This is a genomic window from Mucilaginibacter sp. PAMB04168, assembly GCF_039634365.2.
Lineage (GTDB): Bacteria > Bacteroidota > Bacteroidia > Sphingobacteriales > Sphingobacteriaceae > Mucilaginibacter.
Genome location: NZ_CP155079.2, coordinates 2,989,418 through 3,014,134, shown reverse-complemented (window position 1 = coordinate 3,014,134; position 24,717 = coordinate 2,989,418). Strand labels below are relative to the sequence as shown.

Here is a 24,717-nt window from a genome sequence, read left to right as displayed (position 1 = left end):
AGTAACAGATTATGAAAAAGATATTTTCAATAGCAATAATAAGTGTACTGGTAACTTTCGTAAGTTGTAACAAGCTTGTGGATGAACAGCCAGTGTCTGAAGGTAAACAGGAAGACTTTTTTCGCAGTAAACTGGATGCCGACGCAGCCGTTGCCGCTATGTACGGCGAATTTCAGTCGGCCATGATTAAACAGTCTGCCAATGGGCAAAACCAGAACAACATTACCTGGTGGGGCGAGGCAAGGTCTGATAATTGGGAGGGCCGGAGACCTAACTACGCAACATCCAGCACCAATGAGATCGACTTTAATGGTCTAACTTCAGGAAACGCTTATGCCGACTGGACCATTCTGTACAGCGTTATAGCCCGTGCAAACCTACTTATCAAAAGGCTTCCGGAAATAAAAAACTACGTTGCACCCGGTACAAACGGCGCGTTAAGTCCTGCATTGGAGTCAAGCTACACAGCACAGGCATATGCCATGCGTGCTTTGGCCTACTTTTGGATTGCACGGGTTTGGGGTGATGCAGTAATTCGTACTGAGCCGTACGTTGATCCAACACAACCTGCTACCCAGGCCCGCGACCCTCAGGCAAAAGTTTTGGCACAGGTTAAATCCGACATCCAAAAAGCATACGATCTTACCGCAAAAAATGGTAATCCAGATGTATTTTATCTGGGAGAAGGAGCCATAGCATCAATTGGAGCGGATGTTTACATGTGGGATAAAGATTATAACAATGCTATAGTTTGGTTTAAGCGTCTGTTTGCTGCCAAAGGGCCAACTGGTAAGGTGTACAATACTGCAGGTGTAGCTGCCACAGGTGCGGGTGGTGCCGCTGCTGATTTAGAGCCTGGTATATCATGGAATAAACAATTTGCTACGCCGGCCGGCAGCGTTGAAAGTATTTTTAACATCCATTGGGATTATACAGATAATGGTTGTGCTTGTATGGGCGGTGTGTCACGTACATCAAATGAGCCAATTATCCGTATGGCCGATCCATTGTGGACCAATTGGCCAAAAGCTGCAACTGCAAAATATGGCAATACCACGGCTACAATAGACTTGAGAGTTAAACAAACGTACAATATTTTATCTGCAACCAGTCAACCCATTCGTGACCGCAGTTTCTGGAAGTTCTATCCCGGTACTTATATAGCGCCCACTGCTACAGCTGGTTATAACTTTACCTCAACTAACTATGGTAGTTCTACAGCTAATTTGCCTGCAAATGTCGAAACTAATGTTTACATCCCGCTTTACCGCTTAGGTGGCATGTATCTTCTGTACGCAGAAGCACTAAATAAAGTTGGCGACAGGAGCAACGCGGTTAAGTACCTCAATCTGATCAAAGCACGTGCGGGCGTACCAACCGTATTAACCACGCAGTTTGCTGATGAGAGGGCGTTAGAAAGCGAAATTTTACAAGAAAGACAGTATGAACTTATTGGCGAAGGTGTAAGATGGTTTGACCTGGTACGTACCGATCGTGTGATTGAAGTGATGGATCCAATTCTAATAGCCCGTCAAATATCCATAGGTAATGCACAAGTAGGATGGGGTACAGACAAGCGCCGTTATTACTGGCCACTGAGCAATACAGTGCTTTATTCTAACAATTTATTAGTTCAAAACCCGCCTTATAACGGTTTATAATATTAAACGTCATGAAAAAAAGAAATATACTTTTAGCCGGCTTGTTTTGCGCATCCATAGTAAGCTCTTGTAAAATTGGCGGTTTGGAATTGCAAAAGAATTATGAGTACCAGCCAGGCAGTACAGTAGATCCTAAAATTAACAAAACTGCGTTGCAATATTTGCGCGAACGTGGCAAAGCACCCCTAATTGCAAACGACACGGTTTTTAAGTACATGCAACTGGGTTTAGAGTATGCAGGCATAGATCCTACCGAGTACGAGAAAGCTGGCCGTACCTTTATCTTCCTGGGCAATAACGCTGTTAGGGTTTTACCCACTACAACCACTGCCGGTGTGGTAAAAACAACCAGTAACATTCCTACAGCTGGCTTCTGGTTTGATTTTCCAATAATGGAAAAGAACCCCGACGGGACGCAGAAATATGCAGCCGATGGTGTAACACCGGTAACGCACCCGGCAACATCATGGAACGAATATTCGCCCCAAACTTTAAAAAATTATTTTCTGTACCTGATTGGTGTCGGCGATTTGGGCTTTAATAATTTAAACAGTGTAAACCAATCGTTGCCTACACTATTGCCAGCGGGTGCAACAGCCGGCAAAGAATCAAGATTGGGTTACTTGGTTGTAAATGCAGCGCCTAATTTAAGTTTGAGCGGCACCAGAACTCTCACTTTTGATTTTACGGGCACTAACGGCAAAGGATTTGATTTAGAGGGTAAATTCAATCTCAAACAAAATAACGCTGATTTTTCGCCTATGGTGATGAATGATGGAACCACCGTTGTTACCGGCGGCATCATTGCAACTAACGGGCAAATACATGTTACTAACACGCTAACTGTTCCCAGCAGGTATTAATGTAGTTGTCATACCAGTCGATTTAAAATGAAAATTCCCTGAATGGTTAAAGGCCAAAAGTGCCTTTAACCATTCGTTATACACTCCCTTTTACCTACATGCAAAATAAAATTTTACTTACCTTATGCTCTTTAAGCTTAAGTTTAGGTTTGATGGCCCAACAACCGCTGTTAAACTCAAAAACAGGCATCGATCAAAAGGTAGAGGAATTGTTGGCAAAGATGACGCTTGATGAAAAGATAGGTCAGCTAAATCAATACACCGGCGACCGCCTGGCCACAGGTCCGGTAACGGCAAACACCACCAAATACCAAGATATAAAAGATGGCAAAGTAGGCTCTATGCTGAATGTAAGAGGAGCAAAGGATACCCGCATGGTTCAGGAAATAGCCATGCAGTCACGTCTTAAGATTCCATTATTATTTGGACTGGATATCATACATGGTTATCGCGTTACTTTCCCCGTGCCACTGGCCGAAGCTGCCAGTTGGGATTTGAAAGCCATTGAAACCTCGGCACGCGTGGCGGCTACTGAAGCAGCCGCCTCTGGCCAGCACTGGACTTTTGCACCTATGGTTGATATCTCTCGTGATCCACGCTGGGGGCGCGTTATGGAAGGAGCTGGTGAAGATACATACCTGGGTTCATTAATAGCCAAAGCAAGGGTTAAAGGCTTTCAGGGAAACGGACTGGGTAATTTAGACGCTATAATGGCTTGTGTAAAGCACTTTGCAGCGTATGGCGCTGCCATTGGTGGCCGCGATTATAATACGGTTGATATGAGCGAGCGCATGTTGTGGGAAACCTACCTGCCGCCATTTAAAGCTGCGCTTGATGCAGGTGCTGCCACGTTCATGAATTCTTTTAATGATTTAAACGGCATACCGGCCACGGGCAACGCTTATCTGCAACGAGATATTTTAAAAGGCAAATGGAATTTCCAGGGGTTTGTGGTAAGTGATTGGGGATCCATACGCGAAATGGTGCAGCATGGCTTTGCTAAAGACAACGTAGAGGCATCTGAACTGGCCATTAAAGCTGGCAGCGATATGGACATGGAAGGTCACGCTTATATTGCAAGCCTGGCAAAGCTGGTGCAAGATAAAAAAGTAGATAATGCTTTAATTGATGATGCCGTTAAACGTATCCTTCGTAAAAAATTTGAATTGGGTTTGTTTGATGATCCTTATCGGTTTAGTAATGAGCAGCGCGAAACCCAAACACTAAACTCCGCCGCTAACAGGGCAATGGCTCGCGATGTTGCACGTAAGAGCATTGTACTCCTAAAAAATGATAAACAACTTCTTCCGTTATCAAAAAAAATAAAGACGATAGCTGTGATTGGGCCATTGGCCAAATCCAACAAAGACATGATGGGTTTCTGGTCTGTTAAATGGGATGACGACCACTTAGTTTCCTTGTATGAGGGCTTACAGAATAAGGTAGGCAAAAATACCAAGTTGTTATACGCAGAAGGTTGCGATCTGAAAGATACTGCCAAATGTAACTTTGCAGAAGCAGCAGCTATTGCCCGCAAAGCAGATGTTGTAATTATGGCCGTAGGCGAAGCATTTGATATGAGTGGCGAAGCCAAGAGCAAAGCCAATATACACTTACCGGGCGCGCAGGAAGAATTGATTAAAGCCGTACAACGTACCGGCAAACCCGTAGTGGTACTAACCATGTCGGGCCGTCCGCTTATATTTAATTGGACAGCCGATCGTGCCAATTCCATTTTGCATACCTGGTGGCTGGGTAGTGAAGCTGGCAATGCCATGGCCGATGTACTATTCGGAGATTACAATCCAGCCGGAAAGCTGCCTATGTCATTTCCACGGTCAGAAGGCCAGATACCCGTTTATTACAATTACAAAAGCACCGGTAGGCCATCACCAACTGATGTGGCGGCAACCTATCGCTCAGGGTATTTGGATATGCAGAATAGTCCTCGCTTTGCATTTGGTTATGGCTTAAGTTACACCACATTTAACTTAAGCGATTTAAAACTCGACAAAAACAAGTTTAGTAGCGCCGATTCAGTTACTGTGACTTGCAAATTATCTAATACCGGTAAGTATGATGGAGAAGAGGTAGTGCAACTATATCTGCAAGACATGTTTGCCAGTGTTACACGGCCGGTTAAGGAACTGAAGGGTTTCGAAAAAGTGTTTTTGAAAGCTGGCGAAAGCAAAACGCTTAAGTTTGTAATCAATAGAGAAAAACTGTCTTTTTACGATCAGAAGATGAATTGGACAACTGAGCCTGGCGACTTCAAACTCATGCTTGGTAATTCATCAGACCACATCATGCTTGAAGATAAGTTTGAATTAGTGAATTAGAAAATGACTATTAATTTACCTTTAAATTGAAAAAGATAATAATAACCTGCAGTTTGCTTACCCTCACGTTGGGGGTTAAAGCACAATACGTAAGTTTAACCGCTGCCGAAGTTAAAACGCTTAAAACAGCCGTTGAAAAGGATGCCCGCGTGCAAAAGGAATTTGCAGAGTGGAAACAAGTGGCCGAAAAGGCACTTAATGAAGCACCAAACCCCATTGAAAAGGTAACATCTCAAGGATTACTACAGGGTAATCCGGCCAAAACGGCCAGTTTGAAAGCTGTTGCTGATGCGCCCAAGATATATGCCCTTGCTTTGATCTATCGTCTTTATGGTAACAAAGATTATTTGAACAAGGCGCAGGAATACCTGACAGCTTGGGCCCAAATAAACAAAGCCACCGGCGACCCAATTGACGAAACCAAGCTAGAGGAAATGTTTACCGGTTATGACCTGATACGCGACGAAGTAAGCAAACCAAATAAACAAGCAATTGACACTTGGCTGGAGAGCATTGCCCACGCCGAAATACATAGCGTATCGGCTACGCCAACTAAATCAACTTCAAAAAATAACTGGAATTCACACCGCATCAAAATTATAACGCAGATAGCCTATGCCATACATGCCGATAAGTATCGGGATACAATTACGGCTGAACTGGAAAAGCAGCTGGCTCAAAATTTATATCCGGACGGCTCAAGCTTTGACTTTGCCGAACGGGATGCTTTGCATTACCATATTTATACGCTCGAACCGCTTCTTAAAGCCCTCATAGTGATTAGTAGAGCGAATGGTAAAAATTACTACAGCGTTGAGTCGCCGACCAAATCATCAGTGCAAAAGTCGGTTCAGTTCCTGGTGCCGTTTGTAACAGGGGAGAAGACGCATGGTGAGTTTGCTAACAGTAAAGTTAAATTTGACCGAGACCGTGCGGCCAATGGTGAAAAAGGGTATGTAGCAGGAGCGCCGTTTAAACAGCGTAACGGCATTGTAGTACTCTCATTAGCTGCATATTATGATACATCATTAGTGAAAACAATACAACAGGTTGCAGGGAACGAATACTATGATTGGCAACTGGTGCTTAACCAGGTAAGACAGGCTAAAAAGTAATTAAGGCATATGAGAAATTTTGTCGCTGTATTAATGATAGCCTCATGCCTAACGCTGAGCTGGCGCATAGCTGCCGACGGTACCGTAAAGGATCAGGTGGCAGCCACTTTGCGTCAATCTATTCTGAATGAAGCGGCATGGGCGCTAACGCAGCAACCGGTCACCGTTACGGCAGAAAGCAGTCCGCGCAGTGCAGGGGGCAGACACGACTTTTATTCGGAGGGCGATTACTGGTGGCCCAACCCTGAAAATCCAACCGGACCGTACATTCAAAAAGACGGCTTGACTAACCCACAAAACTTTGTGGCTCACCGTTTAGCCATGATTCGCTTTAGTCGTATTGTTGGCGCGTTAGCCTCAGCCTATCAGCTCACACACGATAAGAAGTATGCGCAGCATGCTTTGTTGCATTTAAAAGCATGGTTTGTTAATCCTCAAACATTGATGAACCCCAACCTACAGTATGCACAGGCTGTCAAAGGCGTAGCCACGGGCAGGGGCATTGGCATTATTGATACCATACAACTAATGGAAGTGGTGCAGGGTGTTGAGGCGATACAGGATTCGAAAGTAATAAGCAAAGAGGATCTTAAAACAATAAAAACTTGGTTTGAGCAGTACCTGGTTTGGCTAACCACGAACCAGTACGGCAAAGACGAAATGAATGCCAAAAATAACCATGGTACCTGCTGGGTAATGCAAACAGCATGCTTTGCCAAATTTACTAAAAACGAGGACTTGCTCGATTCTTGCCGCAATCGTTATAAAAATGTATTGTTGCCAGGCCAAATGGCTGCCGATGGTAGCTTTCCGCTGGAATTGAAACGGACAAAACCTTATGGTTATTCTATTTTTAACCTGGATGCCATGACCACCATTTGCGAATTGTTAAGTACACCAAAAGATAACCTGTTTACTTATCAAACAGTTGATGGTCGTTCTATCAAAAAAGGCATTGAGTTTTTATATCCATATTTGAAAGACAAGAACAAGTGGCCTTATCACAAGGATGTGATGCACTGGGACAGCTGGCCAGCAGCGCAGCCAGCACTAGTTTTTGGCGCCAATGCCTATAAGAACGCTGAATGGCTAAACACCTGGAAGAGACTGGAACATGATCCTGCAAACGAAGAGATAATAAGAAACCTGCCGGTGAGGCATCCGCTTATCTGGCTTAATAAATAACTATGAATAAACTGATTCCTGTTGCGTTGTGCCTTTTAACCACCGCAGGCTACGCACAAAATAATGCCAAAAAAGCAATACCATTTGCCGAAAAGCAAACCGATTTAATGCTAAAAGCCATACCGGCGGCCATAGCAGCGTCAACCAAACCTAATGCGGTTTCACCAAGAACGTTGAGCACCACTGGCGAGCTGGTAATGATCCCTTCTAAAGATTGGGTAAGCGGCTTTTTCCCTGGAGAGCTTTGGTATTTGTATGAGTACACCCATAACAATAAATGGCTTACTGCCGCTAAAGCATATACCACCAACATAGAGCCTGAGCAATTTGATAAAGGTACACATGATGTGGGCTTTAAAATTTATTGCAGTGTGGGCAATGGCTACCGTTTAACTAAAGATGCGCACTATAAGGAGGTTATCATTCAGGCAGCCAAAACCTTGTCGACCCGCTTTAATCCTATCGTAGGTTGCATAAAATCTTGGGATAACCGCAAAAATTGGCCGTTCCCGGTTATTATAGACAATATGATGAATCTGGAACTATTATTTGAGGCAACCAAACTATCCGGTGATTCTACTTTTCATAAAATTGCGGTAAGCCATGCCAATACCACTATGAAGAACCATTTCAGGCCCGATTATAGCTCTTATCATGTGATTGATTATGATCCGCAAACGGGTGCTGTTTTGCACAAGCAAACACACCAGGGATACGCCGATTCATCTGCCTGGGCAAGGGGCCAGGGATGGGGGTTGTATGGATATACGCTATGTTATCGCGAAACCAGGAACAAGGCTTACCTGCAACAGGCCGAAGCAATTGCTAAATTTATTTTTAGCCATCCCAATTTACCGAAGGACAAAGTGCCTTACTGGGATTTTAACGCGCCCGACATTCCAAATGCCCCGCGCGACGCATCGGCAGCTGCTTTGATGGCCTCAGCAATGTATGAGCTAAGTACTTACAGCTCTAATGGCAAACAGTACAAAAAAACAGCCGACGACATCATGAATAGCCTTAGCAAGCGTTACCAGGCCAAACCAGGTGAAAGTAAGGGCTTTATTCTACTGCACAGCACCGGCCATAAGCCAGCTAACAGCGAAATCGATGTGCCCATAAGTTATGCAGATTATTATTACCTGGAAGCGTTGTTACGCCAAAACCGCTTGGCCAACGGGCAATCTGTTATAGTACAATAAGTATTAAAAGCGAAAAGCCGGTTTTCATAATTGAAAACCGGCTTTATTATAGATATCAGTTTTGGTTTCTATCGCTCCATAAACCGTCTGATTCCGAGTTCAAGTCCACGTAATTCGGCAAGGCCTCTTAGGCGGCCAATGGCCGAGTAACCCGGGTTGGTCTTCTTATGTAAATCATCCAGCATCTTGTGCCCATGATCTGGTCTGAAGGGCATGCGCAGGTGCTTCTCACCGGCTGCGCGGCGTTTCTCCTGTTCTGTTACCAGCGCTTTCATTACTGCAAACATGTCTACGTCACCATCCAAATGGTCGGCCTCGTGGAAATTGCCCAGTTCGTCTCGTTTTGTGGCGCGTAAGTGAATAAAATGAATGCGGTTACCCAAACGCTCAACCATTCCGGCCAAATCGTTATCGGCGCGTACGCCAAATGAACCGGTGCAGAAAGTTAAACCGTTGTGATAACTGTCAACTGCGGCATAAAGCTCCTGTATATCAGCCTCGGTACTTACCACCCTTGGTAAGCCCAAAATAGGGTAGGGAGGATCATCGGGGTGAATGCACATTAGTACACCAGCTTGCTCTGCTGCTGGAATTACCTGTTGCAAGAAATGATATAGGTTGGCTTTAAGTGCCTGATCGTCTATATGATTGTATGACGATAGCACATCCAGAAACTGCTCCACCGTATAACCTTCTTCAGCGCCAGGCAAGCCAGCTATAATGTTCTTAACCAGCTTGGTTTTATCCTCGTCAGACAAGCCGTCCAAGTAGGCTTTCGCCGCCGTTTGTTGCTCAGGTGTATATGTCTCTTCTGCGCCCGGGCGTTTCAATAAGTATAGTTCAAACGCGGCAAAGGCCGTTACATCAAACCGTAAAGCCGTTGAGCCATCTGGTTGTGGATAATCCAGATCGGTACGCGTCCAGTCAAGTACCGGCATAAAGTTGTAGCAAACAATATCAATACCGCATTGACCTAAGTTAAGCAGGGATTGCTTATAGTTTTCAATATATTGCTCATAGTTGCCGGTTCTTTTCTTAATGTCTTCGTGTACCGGTACGCTTTCAACTACAGACCAGGTTAAACCGGCCTCTTCTATGATGGCTTTGCGTTTCTGAATCTCGTCTATTGGCCATACCTGCCCGTTTGAAATGTGGTGCAGTGCTGATACCACGCCCGTCGCACCAGCCTGTCGTACATCTGCCAATGAAACCGGATCGTTAGGGCCGTACCAGCGCCATGTTTGTTCTAAACTCATTGTTGTTTATAGGATATTAGTGTTATTTGCCGGCTAAATTTAAGAATACTGTTGGCAATCCGGGTGATTTTACGCTTAAAATACTTTTGCCCTTTTTGGTGTCTAGCTTAATTGTGGCCCTGCCATTGTATGCTTGCACTTTACGCGAGCCGCCTGATGTGCCCATATTGTCTAACATCACGCCATCACCAGCCATGGCAAAGTCTATCCAATTTGCTGCGTCGAGGCATTGTACATTATTGCTGTCCAGCACTTTTACCTGCGCGTTCACAACACCGTTATCATCAGCAATTTGTTCTACAACTAATTTAGCGGGCTTGCCCCATTGCTGGGTTTGGAATGTTTGGGTTATTTGATCAGTTACCGTAACCTTGCCCTTTTTAGCTACCACTTTAAGGGCATTGTTTCCGCTCGCCAGATTAACTTGCCAACGCAATCCTGCAGCCGGAAAGTCTTGGCTGTTGCGTTTTTTAACACCATAGCTTTTGCCGTTTACAAACAACTCGGCTTCATCACAATTAGAATACACCTTTACCGTTTTCTGCTGGGTTGTGGTGCCCCATCTAACTGGCCAGCTATGGCCATATATATGAACCATGGGCTTCTCTGTCCAGTATGATTGAAATACATAATAAGACTCTTTCGGTGTACCATCGCGCTCTACAACGCCTTTTTGATTCATATAGGGTACAGGATTATCCGGTCGAACGGGTGTTGAAAAATCTTTAAAAACCCAAAAGGCTGAGCCGCTTAGCCAAGGCATGGTTTCCTGTTCTTTGAGGTGCCAGTCGAATAAATTAACAATATAGCTTTCGCTCCAATCGCCATCACGTGATACACGTGGGTCGCCACCTTTCAGCGATGCATCCCCAAGTCGCTCGTCGGCACCAACTCCCGATTTTATATCTAAAAAACCTTCCGGATTTTCTGAATGCCGGCCTGCATGGCTATCGCCGCCCCATTCCGCATGGAAAAAGCGATCCACTTTATTAAATTCGTCCTGACTTACCTGTTTATATTCAGCGTACTTGCCGCGGTACCAGCCAGCCCATATTGACGGCGAATATACATCCGGTATATCCTTGCAAAAATCGCAACGGCGTATTGAAGTTAAGCGGGTGGAGTCAAGCCGGTGCGAAAGATCGTTCTGTTCTTTCATAAACGTCCTGATCTTTTGTTTATCAAATTCTGGGAAATCGCCTTCCCAGTCGTTTTCATTGCCTAACCCCCAGAGTATGATGGATGGATGATTGTAATGCTGTTCTATCATATTGGTCATCATTTGCCGGGCCTGGTTCTGATAGGCCGTACCACCTAAACCTCCTCTACACCAAGGTTCTTCTTCCCAAACTAATATGCCCAGGCTATCGCAAAGGTTTAAAATAATGCGTGATTGCTGGTAGTGGCCCAACCTGATGAAGTTGACACCCATATCCTTCATTTGTTGCATCTCCCGCTTCATCATTTCCTCCGTCATCGCTGCAGCCACACCTGCATGATCCTCATGTCTGTGGGTGCCTCGCAGTAATAAGCGCTTTCCATTCAAGTAAAACGGACCATGCTCTTTAAACTCGAAATTGCGAAAGCCTATCTTTTCAGTTTTAGTATATGTCTGGCCGTTTGCTGTGGCAGTTACCTGCAAGGTGTACAAGTACGGATCAGCGGTAGTCCATAAATGAGGCCTGCTTATTTCTAGCTTGCTTAGTGGCTGTTTGTCACTGCCCACCGAATTAATGGAATAATTATCACTCGCAATAGTTTTTCCGGCTGCATCGGTAAGTTTTACCCCTCCGTTTACATGGCCATTTTGCTTAGGCAAATAAAAGTTTCCTTTTACATTTATCCACCCTGTCTTAAAGGTATTGGTTAATGTTGGTGTTGCAAAAATCTTATCAATTGCCACGGCCGGCTGGTAAATCAGATTTAGATACCTGTACAAACCACCATAAACGTTAAAGTCTGATAACTGTGACGGTATGGTCTCCAAATTGCGTGAATTGTCACAACGGATAGACAGCGGTATTTTGCCCTTAAACTGTTTCTGATAAGCCTCTGTCTTTTTAAAGGCTTCAACGGCTTCTGTAATATCTGCAGTCCACTCGTCATAACCGCCTAAATGAGAAGCTACTTTTGTTGTGTACACGTATACATCGGTTTTTTGCCCGGCACCCTCAAAGTGAAGCAGTGTGCGTCCGTCGGCATAAGGGTTCTTAATATCAAGCATTGTACGATACCAACCCGGCCCCTGGTAATAATTTACATCCGGATCAACGGCATCGCTGGCGTTAAAGCAGTGCGGAAGAGTTACTGTTTTCCATAGCGGAACACTTTCGGGATTGCCCTGGGTTACCGGCCTAACCGATTCCCATATGCCGCCTAAATCCTGTCTTAAAAATTCCCAGTTGTTGTTTAGGCGTCTGGCTTGCTGGCCATATCCAACATGTAGTATCATTAAGCAGATGATAGTGGTAAGAAGCTTTTTTATCATAAATGAACGGTATGGAGCAGGCTGACGGTTTAATTGCATAGATTTTACTGATTACCAAGCAGCTGCTGGGTAATAACTTGTTGTTTTGAACCGTAAATGTATTGCATAGCAGGTAGAAATTCAAGCTTTTTAATAACTTAAATTATTGATATATAGTGTATTATATAACGTTTAATACGCTTCGCTCTCATGTACCCAATAAAGATCAATGCGCTGTTAATGAGTGTATAAGCTTTTTCGAGTAATAGAAAAGTTTTAACTCCAAAATACGCTTCAGACACATCGTATAATTGAATATCCAATCTTGTCCATCGGCAAAAAAGCTACAATACTAACGTACTCCATCCTTGCGGTGCATCTTTTTTACGCGAGCGCTTTTGCTCCTGCATAGCTTTTTTAATGCGGATGGCATAGGCCCAGCAAGTGCTTTGCCTTATGCCTAGTTTATCCGACAATTGATGTGATGAGATTGTGCCTTTACTACTGTAGATTAAGTAAACCAGGTAAAAAGCTTTGTTTATAGGAATACGGTTGTTTTGGAAGATAGTATTATGTAAGGCCGATTCCTCATAGCTGCATTTGGTACAACGACGGCTGTAGGGTACCCGGCCTGCGCAATAGGAGGTATGGCTGCAGCGGGTGCATTGATAGCCGTTTTTCCATTTCAATTCAGATAGAAACTTATAACAGGTTTCCTGGTCGGGGTACTTAGCGCTGAACTCCTCGAAATTTAGTTCGGCAGATAGTACTCGTGCATCTGTAACCTTATCTATATTGGTTTTGAGCTGAATGTTGTCTTTCTCGAGCAGTACATTCATTCGCGTTATTTCAGACGCCTGCTGTTCCAGTAAGTGATTGATACTGATCAGCTGCTCGTTTTGCTCTTCGATAACTTTAGATTGCTCCAGTATCTCTTTAGATTTTTCAACCACTTCTCTCGTGCGTACTTTAACCTGACGCTCAAGTTCCTGGTTTATGGAATCCTTCAGCTCACTATTAATGTGCATTTGCTTAATGGTTTCGTCTTGCGCTGCGTCTTTCTCTTTGCGAAGGATGCGTACCTGATCGCCAATTGCAAAGGATAGTAAGACCATCTCAATTACGAAGCAAAAACTAAGGCTGTAATAGCCTACTACCGATGGCATAAGCCATGAATATCCTAACGCCGATACCGCTTTAATTACAAAGCCTGTGAATAGAAAGGCATAAGCTAACACAAAGAACCGAGCGGGCTTAAAGCCGTTACGATAAATGCGTATACCAGTAATAAACGCTATAGAAAGTGGTATAAACTCAACAAACTTATAAATGAATAAACTTTTATCGACAAACAAACACACCAGAAAGAAGGCTGTACGCAAAACCAGTGCATAATTAATGAGCTTGTAAAGACGCCTGGCCCTGTGTTTAACCTGCAACAGCTCTTTGGTGAATATGAGCGCGAACATACTGAGCAGGTACAACGCGGTTCCATAAGCAAAATCGTTTACGGCAGGCGTATTTGGCCAGAGGTACTGGAACGCTATACCATCCACACACATCTCATACAGCCCCACGCTTAAAACATAAAATACGTAGTACAAGTACTGACGGCGTTTTACCGCCATAAACATGAGCAGGTTGTGGAAACAAAAAATGAGCACCATACCATAAAATAGCCCGAAAGTTAGGTACTCGTTTAGTGCATAGTGTATGAAGTAATCGAGTGTGCGGTACACAATAATTACATTGACCAGATTCCGGGATTTGAGTTTAAAGTAATAGGTATACTCGCCCGCCGATGGGTTTTTAATCAGGAACTCGAAGTTTTTGTGCTGATATAAGCGGCTGTCAAAGTCTATTTTTGCACCAGCTTTACTCATAGAATAAAGGCCTTGTGCGTCGGGGATGTAAGCCGTAACTTCATCTGTAGTTTGGTCAAAGAACTCGAACAAGGAGGCTTTGTCTGCTGCCGACCGATCAAAACGTACCTTTACACGGTACCAATAAGTTGATGAGCGGTTTTTGTTGTTTGGATAGTATAAGCTATTAGCTTTAAAACGACTAGCCAAATCAGTTTTTATAACATCTGCAAAGGTTAGCTTATCAGATGCATCTTCCAGGTAATCAACCTCATTTAGTGTGAACTTGTGCTGCCTTATGGTACTGTCTACATTCAGCACTTTTTGGGCAAAAAGCGAAGTGGTAAGTAGTGCCAATAGCATGGTTAGCGCAATGTTTTTTAGCGCTAAGTAAGGGCCGTTACCTATATTTAATGGTAGAAGTTTGATCATATAAATTTCCAGATAGCCGGATCGTTCCACAGTAAATTGACCTATAACGCAGGTGCATTTTCAGGAAAATAAAACTAACAGCGGCTTGGTTATAATTGTATTCAAATATATATAAAACGCCCTACACTTTGCTCTGAGTAGGGTCTCTGCTTTTTCAAAAAAAAACGTCTTAAGTGCCCTTTAAGCGCATTTTTATTTATATACAATAGTCTGTTTAGTGTCGGTAAAATTATTGTTTTTGAACTGGTTGTCAGCCGGAGGTATATCCTGTATTACGCGTGATGGGTACTTATTGGTGTCAAACTTGCCCGTCCAATCTTGGTTCTTATTGTCGCCTACCAAGATGCCCACATCAGCCTTGCTGATGTGATTGTTACTGATTACACAATTAGTAGCAGCCACATAAAATCCAGTTTCCGTTTTTCCTTTTGACATGCCATACATCAGCCTTATTCCGGTTCGCACACCGGAGATAGTGTTATTTGTAATAACATGCCCGCTACCGTTTATGCGTATGCCGCCCGTACCACCTTTTATCTGATTACTGTCAATTACGCAATCATGCCCGCCACGCATAACCAGCTCGCCCTGGCAGTCTTCGAAATAATTGTTTGTATAGTTGTTGCCACTGCTTTTGTTGCTTATTACTTCGCCTTCGCCATTACAGCGTATGAACCGGTTGTTACGTACGGTTGCCTTAGCCATTGCCGTTCCCTTTAAAACCGGATCCTGACCAATTTGCACACATTCACCGCCGTTAAAAACTTTCCAGCTTACCTTATACTTATCGCTGAATAAGTTGTCGTTTATAAGGGTATATGTTGGGAATTTGGGACTATTGATTTGTACCTGCAGATCCTGTTCATCCTGGTTGCTGATGAAGCTGCAATGATCAACCTGATTGTGCTCTCCTTCGCCAGATATAATGACCAGCGGCATAAATTGGACCTTAGCGCTGTTCTTTTGGAAAGTGCAGTTGGTGATTCGTGAATGCTTGGTGTTGTTTAAGTCAATAAGCAGTCCGTTTTTGCCATTAGCTTTATTTAAAATACAGTTATTGAAGTTTAGACCCTGCAAATGCATGTAATTTCCGGTGATTTTAAATATGGTTTGTGTAACCTCTCCGCTAAATATAACCTTTCCGGCATCCTGAGCTTTGATAACAATTGGCCGCAAAGCACTACCATTGGCTGTAGATTTTACGGCCCAAGGCGCATAGCTCCCATTAGCTATGATAATGTTATCGCCCGCAATAGCGTGTTTATCAGCTTCGGTAAACTCTTTTTCACTTTTAACAAAATAATCAGCAGCAAAGCCCGCATAGCCGGTTAACAGCATGGCTATGCCGGTAACTAATTTCTTCATAAATATTGATTGATTGTTATAATTGGATAGGTAAATATAACAGCAAAATGGTTTATACAGCAAGAAAATTTGCATAAATAACATGCTTTTTGAGAACAAAAACAGCTAAAGGAATACAAGACTACACATATGATGTACAACAAAATTTATTTTGCTTGTGCATGAACCGTATTGCTTTTACGCGCTGATTTTCTAAATTAAAATGTAATCAGTTGAATGTCAGTTCGCCACCTTTTTAATTTCGATTTACAAAGCGTATCTATTTATTTGTAATTGCCTATCAGGCAGTTATTTATGCAGATTTTTACCGCGGTAATGTTATAGCTTTTTTTATTTTTGGCTCACCAATTACTCAATTATGAACATCAGAGCCAAACGTTTCATCCGGTTAAAAGCGTATCGCCAATTAGTTCTATCCTTACTTACTATATTTTTATTGTTATCTGTAAAAGGTAATGGGCAAACCTTTCTGAAAGCGCAAGGCCAGTTCATTACCGACGCAAATGGCAAGAAAGTTTTACTTAGAGGAATGGGTTTAGGCGGATGGATGTTGCAGGAGGGATACATGTTCAGGCTTGGTAACGTAGGTCAGCAGTACCGCATAAAAGCAAAAATAGAAGAAGTGACCAGCCCGGCATATGCGCAGAAATTTTATGATAAATGGCTTACCAATCACACCCGTAAAATCGATGTTGACTCCATGGCGTCATGGGGTTTCAACTCCATCAGGCTACCTATGCATTATGGCTTGTATACTTTACCGGTTGAGCAAGAGCCGGTAACGGGTCAAAATACCTGGATTGAAAAGGGATTTGCTTTAACTGACAGCTTGTTAAAGTGGTGTAAAGCCAATCACATGTATTTGATACTCGACTTACATGCTGCTCCGGGCGGGCAAGGTAATGACCTGGCTATATCTGATCGGGACGCTGCAAAGCCCTCTTTGTGGGACAGCCCGGCCAATCAGCAAAAAATGATTGCGCTTTGGAAAAAATTGGCTCAGCGTTATGCCAACGAACCCTACATTGGCGGCTACGATATCATTAATGAACCAAACTGGGGTTTTGAAAAGGCAGATGATAAACGGGGGACAGCAGAAACCAAGAATGTTCAGCTACGGCAGCTGATGGTCAACATCACTAATGCTATACGCGAAGTAGATAAAAAACACATTATCATTATTGAAGGGAATGGCTTTGGTAACAATTATAATGGCATCTTTCCGCTATGGGATAATAACATGGTGCTGAGTTTTCATAAATATGGCAATTTCAATAATGACGGCTCAATTCAAAACTTCCTCAAAATGAGTAAGGAACACAATGTGCCCCTTTGGTTGGGCGAATCGGGCGAAAATTCGAATACTTGGTTTACCGAGGCTATCAAATTAGTGGAAGGCCATAACATAGGCTGGAGCTGGTGGCAGGAAAAGAAAATCGGCATCAATAATCCGCTCGAAATTAAATTGACGCCGTCGTATCAAAAACTGCTTAATTACTGGAACGGTAAGGGAGATAAACCTGCCCAACAAGAAGCCATTGCCGCGTTAGACGAATTCCTGGAGAATATAAAATTAGAAAACACCACTTATCACCGTGATGTGACTGACGCGATGTTCAGGCAAGTACAGAGCTCGGCAACGGTGCCTTTCAAAAAACACATCGTAACCAAAAACGCTACTATCAACGCAGTAGATTACGACCTTGGGAGTCAGCGTATGGCCTATTACGACAAAGATACTTCAAGTTACCAGTACACACCGGGTGTACGCACACAAGGTAACCGCGGACGTGCTTATCGTAATGATGGGGTAGATATTGAGGCGGATGATACCGGCTATCACATATTTAGCATTGAAGACAGCGAATGGTTGCAGTATACCATCGACGTAAAAGCCAAGGGGACTTATACTGTAAAACTAACCGTTTCATCCGAAGTCGGAAAAGGAAAGGTTTCTGTGATTACTGGTGGGAAATCAACCAGCATTCCCCTTGCCATAACAGTACCATCTAAAGCTTGGCATGAAGTTGTGGTGAAAGGGATTAAGCTTGATAAAGGCTCCAACAAAATTAAAGTGATTGCTGACGAGGGTGGATTTAATTTTAAGTCACTTGAAATATCCAAGAATTGAATATAGAGCATATCATGCTTTAAGGCGAGCAAAAATTGTTTCGAGGAACAATGTTATCGACAGCCTTTTGAATTGATTAACCCTGTTTACACAAATAACGCAAGCTATTCTGTTTTTAAGCTCTTCACCGGATTTACAATGGCAGCCTTAACGGCCTGAGAACTTACTGTAATTATGGCAAGTAATAGTGAAAAAAAACCGGCTATGACGAATATATACCAGCTAATTTCGGTACGATAGGTAAACTCCTGCATCCATTGGTGCATGATGTACCAGGCAATAGGCCAGGCTATAAGGTTGGCTATTATGACGAGTCCGGTAAATTCTTTTGAAATCAAAAACGAGATGCTTTGTACGCTGGCACCTAAAACCTTACGTATGCCAATCTCCTTAGTGCGGCGTTCTGCTGTAAACACCGCCAACCCAAATAGTCCTAAACAACTCAGTAATATAGCAACACCGGCAAAAGCTTTAAATAGCTTTGCAGTCTGTATATCTTTACGGTACATGGCGTCAAAATCCTCATCCAAAAAGCGGTATTCAAACGGACGTATATTGTCAATCGATTTATAAAGTTCTTCTGTTTTGGCAATAGCTTGCTTTGCAGCTTCGGCCCGTGCCCTTATATACAAATAACCGCCAAATTCACTCGCCTGTACAGCACTGAAGATGGTTGGCTTTATCTCTTCTTTCAACGATGCGTTGTTGAAGTCTTTTATTACGCCTTTTATCTCGCCCTGCTTACCCCAAAGGTTAATTATCGTGCCTACGGGATGTTTTAGCGCCATCATACGTGCGGCCGATTCATTGATGAGATAGTAGGCGCTATCTGCAGGGGAGCCAGTAAAACCTTGTCCATCTGCAAACTTCATTTGCATTGCCGTTGTAAAGTTAGCTGCTATTTGCATAGGGCTAATGTGTGCCTGGTTGTTCACCTTACCCGGCCAGTTAATGTTATCGGTAGATCCGCCCATGGCCAGCAAAAAGCCCGATGCAAAGCTTACGTCCCTGATGCTTTTGTCGGATTTCAGTTCATGCATTACTCTTTGCAGCTGCGAGCTTACTTTACCATTAAGAGGCACCATCAATACGTTTTCGCGATCATAACCTAAGTTTTTGGTTTGTATAAAATTAAGCTGCTTGGTTATTACAATAGTGCAGATAATCAGCAATACGGAAAAAGTAAATTGCATAATAACTAATCCTTTACGCAGCCAGCCGCCTCGAGCCGCTTTATTAAAATTAGCTTTCAATACATCGTTAGGGTTAAATGAAGATAAAATCCAGGCAGGGTACACACTGGCCAGTATAATCGTGCCTAACGCAACCCAGCCCACAATTTTAATAGTTGACAGCTTCCAGTAATCTATGGTATACAGCTTGCCGCTTATTTCCTGGTAAAATGGAGTTAGCACGGGCATCAATGCTGCGGCCAGTAGTAATGCTGCAATAAAAATTAGTATAAACTCAGTTACAAACTGTATAAGTAATTGTTGGCGGCTTGCTCCAATGGTACGACGTAAACCAACTTCTTTTGCCCGTTTGGTGGCGCGTGCTGTGGAAAGGTTGATGTAATTAATAACTGCTATCAATAAAATAAGCACACCTATAATCATGAAGAAACGTACAATCTTTATACCCGATGGCGAGAGGTCGGCGTTATATAAACGCAGCATATTCAAGGGTTGGCATATGTAGGTCACATCGCCTGCTTTTACATAACCATTGTTTTTTACATGTATGGCAGACAGCTGCTTTGCAAGTTGATTAACGTTGGTGCCAGGTTTAAGACGTAAAAAGGTAGTAAAATAGAAGTTTCCCCAATCCTCATCTATAGTTTTCCAGTTGCCGTTACCGCCATAATTTTTTCGAACCATGTCTAACGACAGCAGCATATCCATGCGTACCGTACTGCGCTCAGGCATGTTTTCCATAATGGCCGATACTGTATAAGGCTCAAGCTTTTCGCTCAAAGTAAGTGTTTTACCCACAGCATTGTTTATAGAGCCGAAGTATTTTACAGCGGCGTCACGGCTGAGTACTACGTTGTTAATAGCGCTCAGGGCCACCTGCTCGGATCCCCTCAATAACTTCACATGAAACATCTTGAAGAATGATGGCTCGGTGTAGGCCACGTTCTTTTCCATGATATGTTCTTCGCCCTGGCTAACCAGCATTTGCTCGCGATTATAACGAACGGCCATTTCTACACCGGGGAAGGTGCGAAGTGCTGTAGCAGCAATAGGAGCGGGAGTATTTGTCCAGGTATTGTACACATCATCGCTCATTTTTATCCTGGCGTTTAAACGATATATGTTTGCCGCGTCAGGCCATGCGGTATCATACTGCAGTTCGTCATCAACTCCCCAAAACAATAAGGTACTTACTGATAAGCCAATGGCCAAACCAATAACCGCTATAAGTGAGTACACTTTGCTGCGTAACAGATTACGCCAGGCAGTTTTAAGGTAGTTTTTAATCATGATGCTGCAGTTAAGGTAATACGCAGCAATTGTGGCTAATTACATACCATATATGTAAGGTGTTTGTTTTCAGTTCTTTACTGTAGATTAATGCAGTTCAGTGTTCGATTCTGATACAATTCCTGTTCGCTATTGGTCAGTGTGTTCAGGCCAAAGTAAGCCGTTGCTTGGCGCGGTAACGAGTACGGAGCTTGGCAAAAGGTTTTTCTATAAATTGATAACTGAACACTGATAAAGCTGCGGTAAGCAGTATAACCAGGACGTAAAACAACAACGGATGCCCGTTTTTACGGATGAATGCCAGCGAACCAATGGCGGTCATATGCGTTAGGTAAATGGAATAACTCAGCTTACCTACAAAAACCAATGCCCGGTTGGATAGTAGTGTCCTTAGGTTTTGATAAACTGGAATATTTACCACTGCTGGTATTAACACTAAAAGGGAAAGGCCTTGTATGGAATATCTGATGGTGTTTCTAAAAGCCCCGTTCCTTACAACCAGGCAGGCCACAATGGTAAGTGCCGCAGCTGCAAATACCCATTTGTTAGAGATGATTTTTACATAAACAGCAGAGTTGTATATATGAAGAAGTACGCTGGCTAAGCACCCGTATATAATTGAATCAAACCGGGTATGGGTAAGCAAGTAAGTGTAGCGTTCTGTAATATCTCCCGTACTTCCATACATCATAATGCCCCACAAGCGAAAAACAAGTGGTACAAAAAGTAACACAATCAGCATGGTCATTAAAGCTTTTGGCGATTTATATATCAGCCAGAATAAGGCAGGAAAAACTAAATAAAAATGCTCTTCTACCACCAAAGACCAAAGCACCTTACAAATATCCGAGCTGTGTGCAGGGTCGGGGTGATAATAGAAGTAATAATTTTCATAGTAAAATAACGATGCCAGTACCTCGTATACATTAATACCCTGATTAGTAAAAAACAGATATAGGTAGAAAAGGCAGATCATGAACAACAGCGGCGGATAAAGCCGCATAAGCCGCCGAATAAAAAATAGCTTAAAATGGATCGACCCTGTATTGTTTATCTCACTGATAAGCAGCGAGGTAATTAAATAACCGCTGATAAAGAAAAATATGGTTACACCCAGCCCACCTGGCACAATCTTTTCAAATCCGATGTGCGCAACAAATACTAATAAGATAGAAATACCGCGTAATCCATCCAACGATGGTATATATGATGAGGAGGGTAATGACATGTGATAGAGTGGGGACAGAAAATTTAAGGTATAATGCCTTTTGAAATATTTTGTTTTACTATTTAAGGTTATTAAGTTAAATATTTATTTTCAAATAAACGTCAAAAACCAGCTCATTATCAAGCTTGGCCGCTCGCTTGCTTCCCTACTAAAAAAGTAAAACGTATCTTTGCCGGCTATGGGCGTACCTTTCGATGAATTTAATTTTAACCGGCAAATACTAAATGCTGTTGCCGATGCCGGCTATACTGAGGCTACGCCTATACAGCAAAAAGCTATACCTCCTATATTAAATGGCCAGGATGTATTAGGTATTGCCCAAACCGGAACCGGCAAAACTGCAGCGTATGTGCTGCCAATGCTCATGAAGCTTAAGTATGCGCAGGGGAATGATGCACGTGCACTTATTTTGGCGCCTACCCGCGAACTGGCTATGCAAATTGAAGAAAACATCCGCAGCTTTGCTGTAAACACCGATTTGCGGACTGTTATTATATATGGTGGTCTTGGCCCCAAAACGCAAATAGAAACGATCAATAAGGGTGTGGATATTATCGTAGCCACTCCAGGCAGATTTTTGGATATCTATTTAGCGGGACACATTAATACCAAGCCATTGCAATTTTTGGTGTTAGACGAAGCCGACAAGATGATGGACATGGGCTTTATGCCACAGATAAACCGCATTTTGGAAGTGGTACCACGCAAGCGTCAAAACCTGCTGTTTTCGGCCACCATGTCTGATAAGGTGCAGATACTCTCGGGCAATTTTTTGGAGTTTCCAACAGTGATTGAGATTACACCGCAGGCAACGCCGGCACAAACTATTAGCCAGTACCTGTATTATGTGCCTAATATTAAAACTAAAATAAACTTGCTGCGCAAACTGCTGGATAGGGACGAGGAGCTTAAAAAGCTTATTGTATTTTGCAAAACCCGCGCCGCTGCCGAAGACGTTTATAAGTTTTTAGTGCGCAAGTTTGACGATAAGCAGGTAAAAGTACTGCATGCCAACAAAGGTCAAAATACCCGTATAAATTCAATTAATGCTTTTAAGGAGGATGAGGTAAAAATATTGGTAGCCACCGATGTAGCTTCGCGCGGTATTGATGTGAGCAATGTAAGCCATGTAATTAATTTTGATGTGCCTATAGTTATTGAAGATTATGTGCATAGAATTGGTCGTACCGGTCGTGCTTTACAATCAGGCGAAGCAATTACCTTTTGTAATCCGGCCGAGGAATATTACCTGGAGCAGGTAGAAAAGCTAATTAGGCAACCTATACAAGTTTTGCCTTTACCGCAAGACGTTTTTGTAGAAGAAACACCTTATGAAGAGCGGCAGGACCAAGCGCGGGAAATTGACATGCAAAAGCGCCGTCATGATCCGGAGTTTAAAGGTGCATTTCATGAGAAAAAAGAACGCGTTGAAAAAAAGCCATCCTTGGGCCACAAACAAACGCTTGCCAAAAAGCATGGTAAACCCAAAACTACGCGCGGTAAATCATTCCGAAAAAAATAGTCAATGAAACTTCGATTAACACCTTTAAACTTTGCAACGGCATTTTTAATTGTATTGGCTGCTATTACCTGGTTTTTTAAACCGGTGAGTGTAACCGGCAGTGAGTTTAAGCAATGGACCGGTACTATTGCGCTGATTTATTTGCTGTTCGGTATGATTTTGTGGTTTTTGGATATGATTTTCCGGAATTTCTTTTTAAACACTAAAACATTATGGATGGTGGAGCTTAGCTTCATCATACTTACCGTTGTTATATATTTATTTGTAAGACAGTAATTTAAATGAAAAGAGCTGAAATAAAACTGATAGTAGATCTGGACGATAACAATGTTCCTCAAAACATTACCTGGGAATCTACCGACGCTGAAAATAAAGATGCAGTACCCGCCAAGGCATTTATGCTGAGCGTGTGGGACCATAATTATAAGAACACGTTAAGCATTAACCTGTGGACTAACGATATGCCGGTTGATGAAATGAAACGTTTCTTTTTTGAAACCCTGCAAACCCAGGGAGACAGCTTTTTGCGTGCCACCAACGAGAAAAACATTGTCGAAGACCTGCGCGATTACTGCGTCCACTTCGCCGAGAAGATGGAGATTGTAAAGTAGTGAACAATTTAATTGTTGTTCCGAGCAGTAGTGAAAAATAATATACATAAGATATTGTCGGCTGTATATTATTTTTCATTATCTTCCTTTCATCAGAATATCCTAATCATTAAACCTAATGTCGCCCAAAGCATTTATAGCATTTGCCGGTTTTGTGCTGCTTATGGCAGCCACATGGTGCCCGTTACTACGTCCGTTTGGTGTAGTTAGCTGGGATTTGTACGATTTGAACAAACCTTACGGTATGGTGGTACTGCTGGTTGCCATTGTAGGCATTGCAGGCATTGTGCTCAAACAATACAAAGTTTCACGCATAGCCGCATGGGCTGGCCTTGTATTGGTTGTACTTGTGTACATCGCAGCTCAACTAAAAGTTCACAACACATTCAGTTTTATACCTTTTAAAGGTATGGCTGGCTTTTTAACTAAGCTTATTAAGTTTAAGTGGGGTTGGTACCTGCTGTTTGCAGGAGCTATACTTAGTGTCTTAGCCGTGCCAAAGCCAGCTATCCAATTTGAGCAAGGTATTAAGTGATTACTCAGACTAAGCTATTATTTTGATTGGCATGCGTGGTTTAAAAACGATAATCTTTCTTATTATATCTAATACATTTATGACTTTTGCCTGGTACGGGCATCTGCGTTTTAAGGATTTTCAATGGTCAAAGAACTTGCCGCTTATAGCTATAATCCTTATTAGTTGGGGGCTTGCTTTTTTCGAGTATCTGTTTCAGGTACCAGCCAACAAGGCTGGTTACAATGCTGAGGGCGGCCCTTTTAGTTTACTACAGCTTAAAGTGCTGCAGGAAGCGCTCACCATCACTATCTTTATAATCTTCACTACAGTTTTTTTTAAAACGGAACGCCTGGCATGGAACCACTTTGTAGGTTTTGCACTTATAATTTTAGCAGTGTTCGTGGTGTTTAAAAAGTGGTAGCAGCTGGTTAAGGCGGTCTGTTAAACATAACAGGAGTATGAACGCCTTTTTCATTTA

18 protein-coding genes are annotated in these 24,717 nt (G+C 42.8%); 12 read left to right on the top strand and 6 right to left on the bottom strand.

All coding sequences use genetic code 11. From position 1 onward, the window contains the following. The first annotated feature begins 11 nt into the window (after nt 1–11). From ABDD94_RS12785 to ABDD94_RS12760, 6 genes are all read left to right on the top strand, one after another. Nucleotides 12–1,661, top strand: coding sequence for a RagB/SusD family nutrient uptake outer membrane protein (locus ABDD94_RS12785; RefSeq protein WP_345952568.1), 1,650 nt, complete (start codon nt 12–14; stop codon nt 1,659–1,661). An 11-nt stretch (nt 1,662–1,672) separates the two neighbouring features. Continuing rightward, nucleotides 1,673–2,524 (top strand): hypothetical protein, encoded by an 852-nt coding sequence (locus tag ABDD94_RS12780; protein WP_345951700.1) that lies wholly within the window; start codon nt 1,673–1,675, stop codon nt 2,522–2,524. Between the two features lie 98 nt (nt 2,525–2,622). Continuing rightward, nucleotides 2,623–4,863, top strand: a complete 2,241-nt coding sequence (locus ABDD94_RS12775; RefSeq protein WP_345951701.1) for a glycoside hydrolase family 3 N-terminal domain-containing protein — start codon at nt 2,623–2,625, stop codon at nt 4,861–4,863. Between the two features lie 26 nt (nt 4,864–4,889). Next, nucleotides 4,890–5,978 (top strand): alginate lyase family protein, encoded by a 1,089-nt coding sequence (locus tag ABDD94_RS12770; RefSeq protein WP_345952567.1) that lies wholly within the window; start codon nt 4,890–4,892, stop codon nt 5,976–5,978. Between the two features lie 9 nt (nt 5,979–5,987). Beyond that, nucleotides 5,988–7,163: an alginate lyase family protein gene (locus ABDD94_RS12765; protein WP_345952566.1), complete on the top strand. Its 1,176-nt coding sequence runs from the start codon at nt 5,988–5,990 to the stop codon at nt 7,161–7,163. 2 nt (nt 7,164–7,165) lie between these two features. Next, nucleotides 7,166–8,365: a glycoside hydrolase family 88 protein gene (locus ABDD94_RS12760; protein WP_345952565.1), complete on the top strand. Its 1,200-nt coding sequence runs from the start codon at nt 7,166–7,168 to the stop codon at nt 8,363–8,365. A 68-nt stretch (nt 8,366–8,433) separates the two neighbouring features. Here the strand turns inward: ABDD94_RS12760 and uxuA are convergent, their stop codons facing one another. From uxuA to ABDD94_RS12740, 4 genes are all read right to left on the bottom strand, one after another. Next, nucleotides 8,434–9,621 carry a mannonate dehydratase gene (uxuA, locus tag ABDD94_RS12755; protein WP_345952564.1) on the bottom strand — a complete coding sequence of 396 codons (1,188 nt, stop codon included), beginning with the start codon at nt 9,619–9,621 and terminating at the stop codon, nt 8,434–8,436. Nucleotides 9,622–9,643: 22 nt separating this feature from the next. Further along, nucleotides 9,644–12,109 carry a glycoside hydrolase family 2 TIM barrel-domain containing protein gene (locus ABDD94_RS12750; protein ID WP_352432869.1) on the bottom strand — a complete coding sequence of 822 codons (2,466 nt, stop codon included), beginning with the start codon at nt 12,107–12,109 and terminating at the stop codon, nt 9,644–9,646. Nucleotides 12,110–12,432: 323 nt separating this feature from the next. After that, entirely contained in the window at nt 12,433–14,382 is a 1,950-nt protein-coding gene (locus ABDD94_RS12745; protein ID WP_345952562.1) for a 7TM diverse intracellular signaling domain-containing protein, read from the bottom strand. Between the two features lie 192 nt (nt 14,383–14,574). Continuing rightward, nucleotides 14,575–15,747 (bottom strand): chondroitinase-B domain-containing protein, encoded by a 1,173-nt coding sequence (locus tag ABDD94_RS12740; protein WP_345952561.1) that lies wholly within the window; start codon nt 15,745–15,747, stop codon nt 14,575–14,577. A gap of 358 nt (nt 15,748–16,105) precedes the next feature. On the opposite strand from ABDD94_RS12740, the gene ABDD94_RS12735 reads away from it, so the two are divergent. Continuing rightward, nucleotides 16,106–17,878 (top strand): cellulase family glycosylhydrolase, encoded by a 1,773-nt coding sequence (locus ABDD94_RS12735; RefSeq protein ID WP_345952560.1) that lies wholly within the window; start codon nt 16,106–16,108, stop codon nt 17,876–17,878. Between the two features lie 104 nt (nt 17,879–17,982). Here ABDD94_RS12735 and ABDD94_RS12730 read toward each other — a convergent pair whose 3' ends face one another. Together ABDD94_RS12730 and ABDD94_RS12725 are read right to left on the bottom strand one after the other, a co-directional pair. After that, nucleotides 17,983–20,361, bottom strand: coding sequence for an ABC transporter permease (locus ABDD94_RS12730; protein ID WP_345952559.1), 2,379 nt, complete (start codon nt 20,359–20,361; stop codon nt 17,983–17,985). A 145-nt stretch (nt 20,362–20,506) separates the two neighbouring features. Continuing rightward, nucleotides 20,507–21,589: an acyltransferase gene (locus ABDD94_RS12725; protein WP_345952558.1), complete on the bottom strand. Its 1,083-nt coding sequence runs from the start codon at nt 21,587–21,589 to the stop codon at nt 20,507–20,509. 178 nt (nt 21,590–21,767) lie between these two features. On the opposite strand from ABDD94_RS12725, the gene ABDD94_RS12720 reads away from it, so the two are divergent. From ABDD94_RS12720 to ABDD94_RS12700, 5 genes are all read left to right on the top strand, one after another. Continuing rightward, entirely contained in the window at nt 21,768–23,111 is a 1,344-nt protein-coding gene (locus ABDD94_RS12720; protein ID WP_345952557.1) for a DEAD/DEAH box helicase, read from the top strand. 3 nt (nt 23,112–23,114) lie between these two features. Next, entirely contained in the window at nt 23,115–23,387 is a 273-nt protein-coding gene (locus tag ABDD94_RS12715) for a hypothetical protein (RefSeq protein ID WP_345951713.1), read from the top strand. 5 nt (nt 23,388–23,392) lie between these two features. Further along, the gene (gldC, locus tag ABDD94_RS12710; protein ID WP_345952556.1) at nt 23,393–23,722 is read left to right on the top strand and encodes a gliding motility protein GldC; all 330 of its coding nucleotides are present in this window, start codon (nt 23,393–23,395) and stop codon (nt 23,720–23,722) included. 118 nt (nt 23,723–23,840) lie between these two features. Next, entirely contained in the window at nt 23,841–24,257 is a 417-nt protein-coding gene (locus ABDD94_RS12705) for a hypothetical protein (protein ID WP_345952555.1), read from the top strand. 79 nt (nt 24,258–24,336) lie between these two features. Then, complete coding sequence (locus ABDD94_RS12700) at nt 24,337–24,660, top strand: DMT family protein (RefSeq protein ID WP_345951716.1); 324 nt, start codon at nt 24,337–24,339, stop codon at nt 24,658–24,660. The last annotated feature ends 57 nt before the right edge of the window (nt 24,661–24,717 follow it).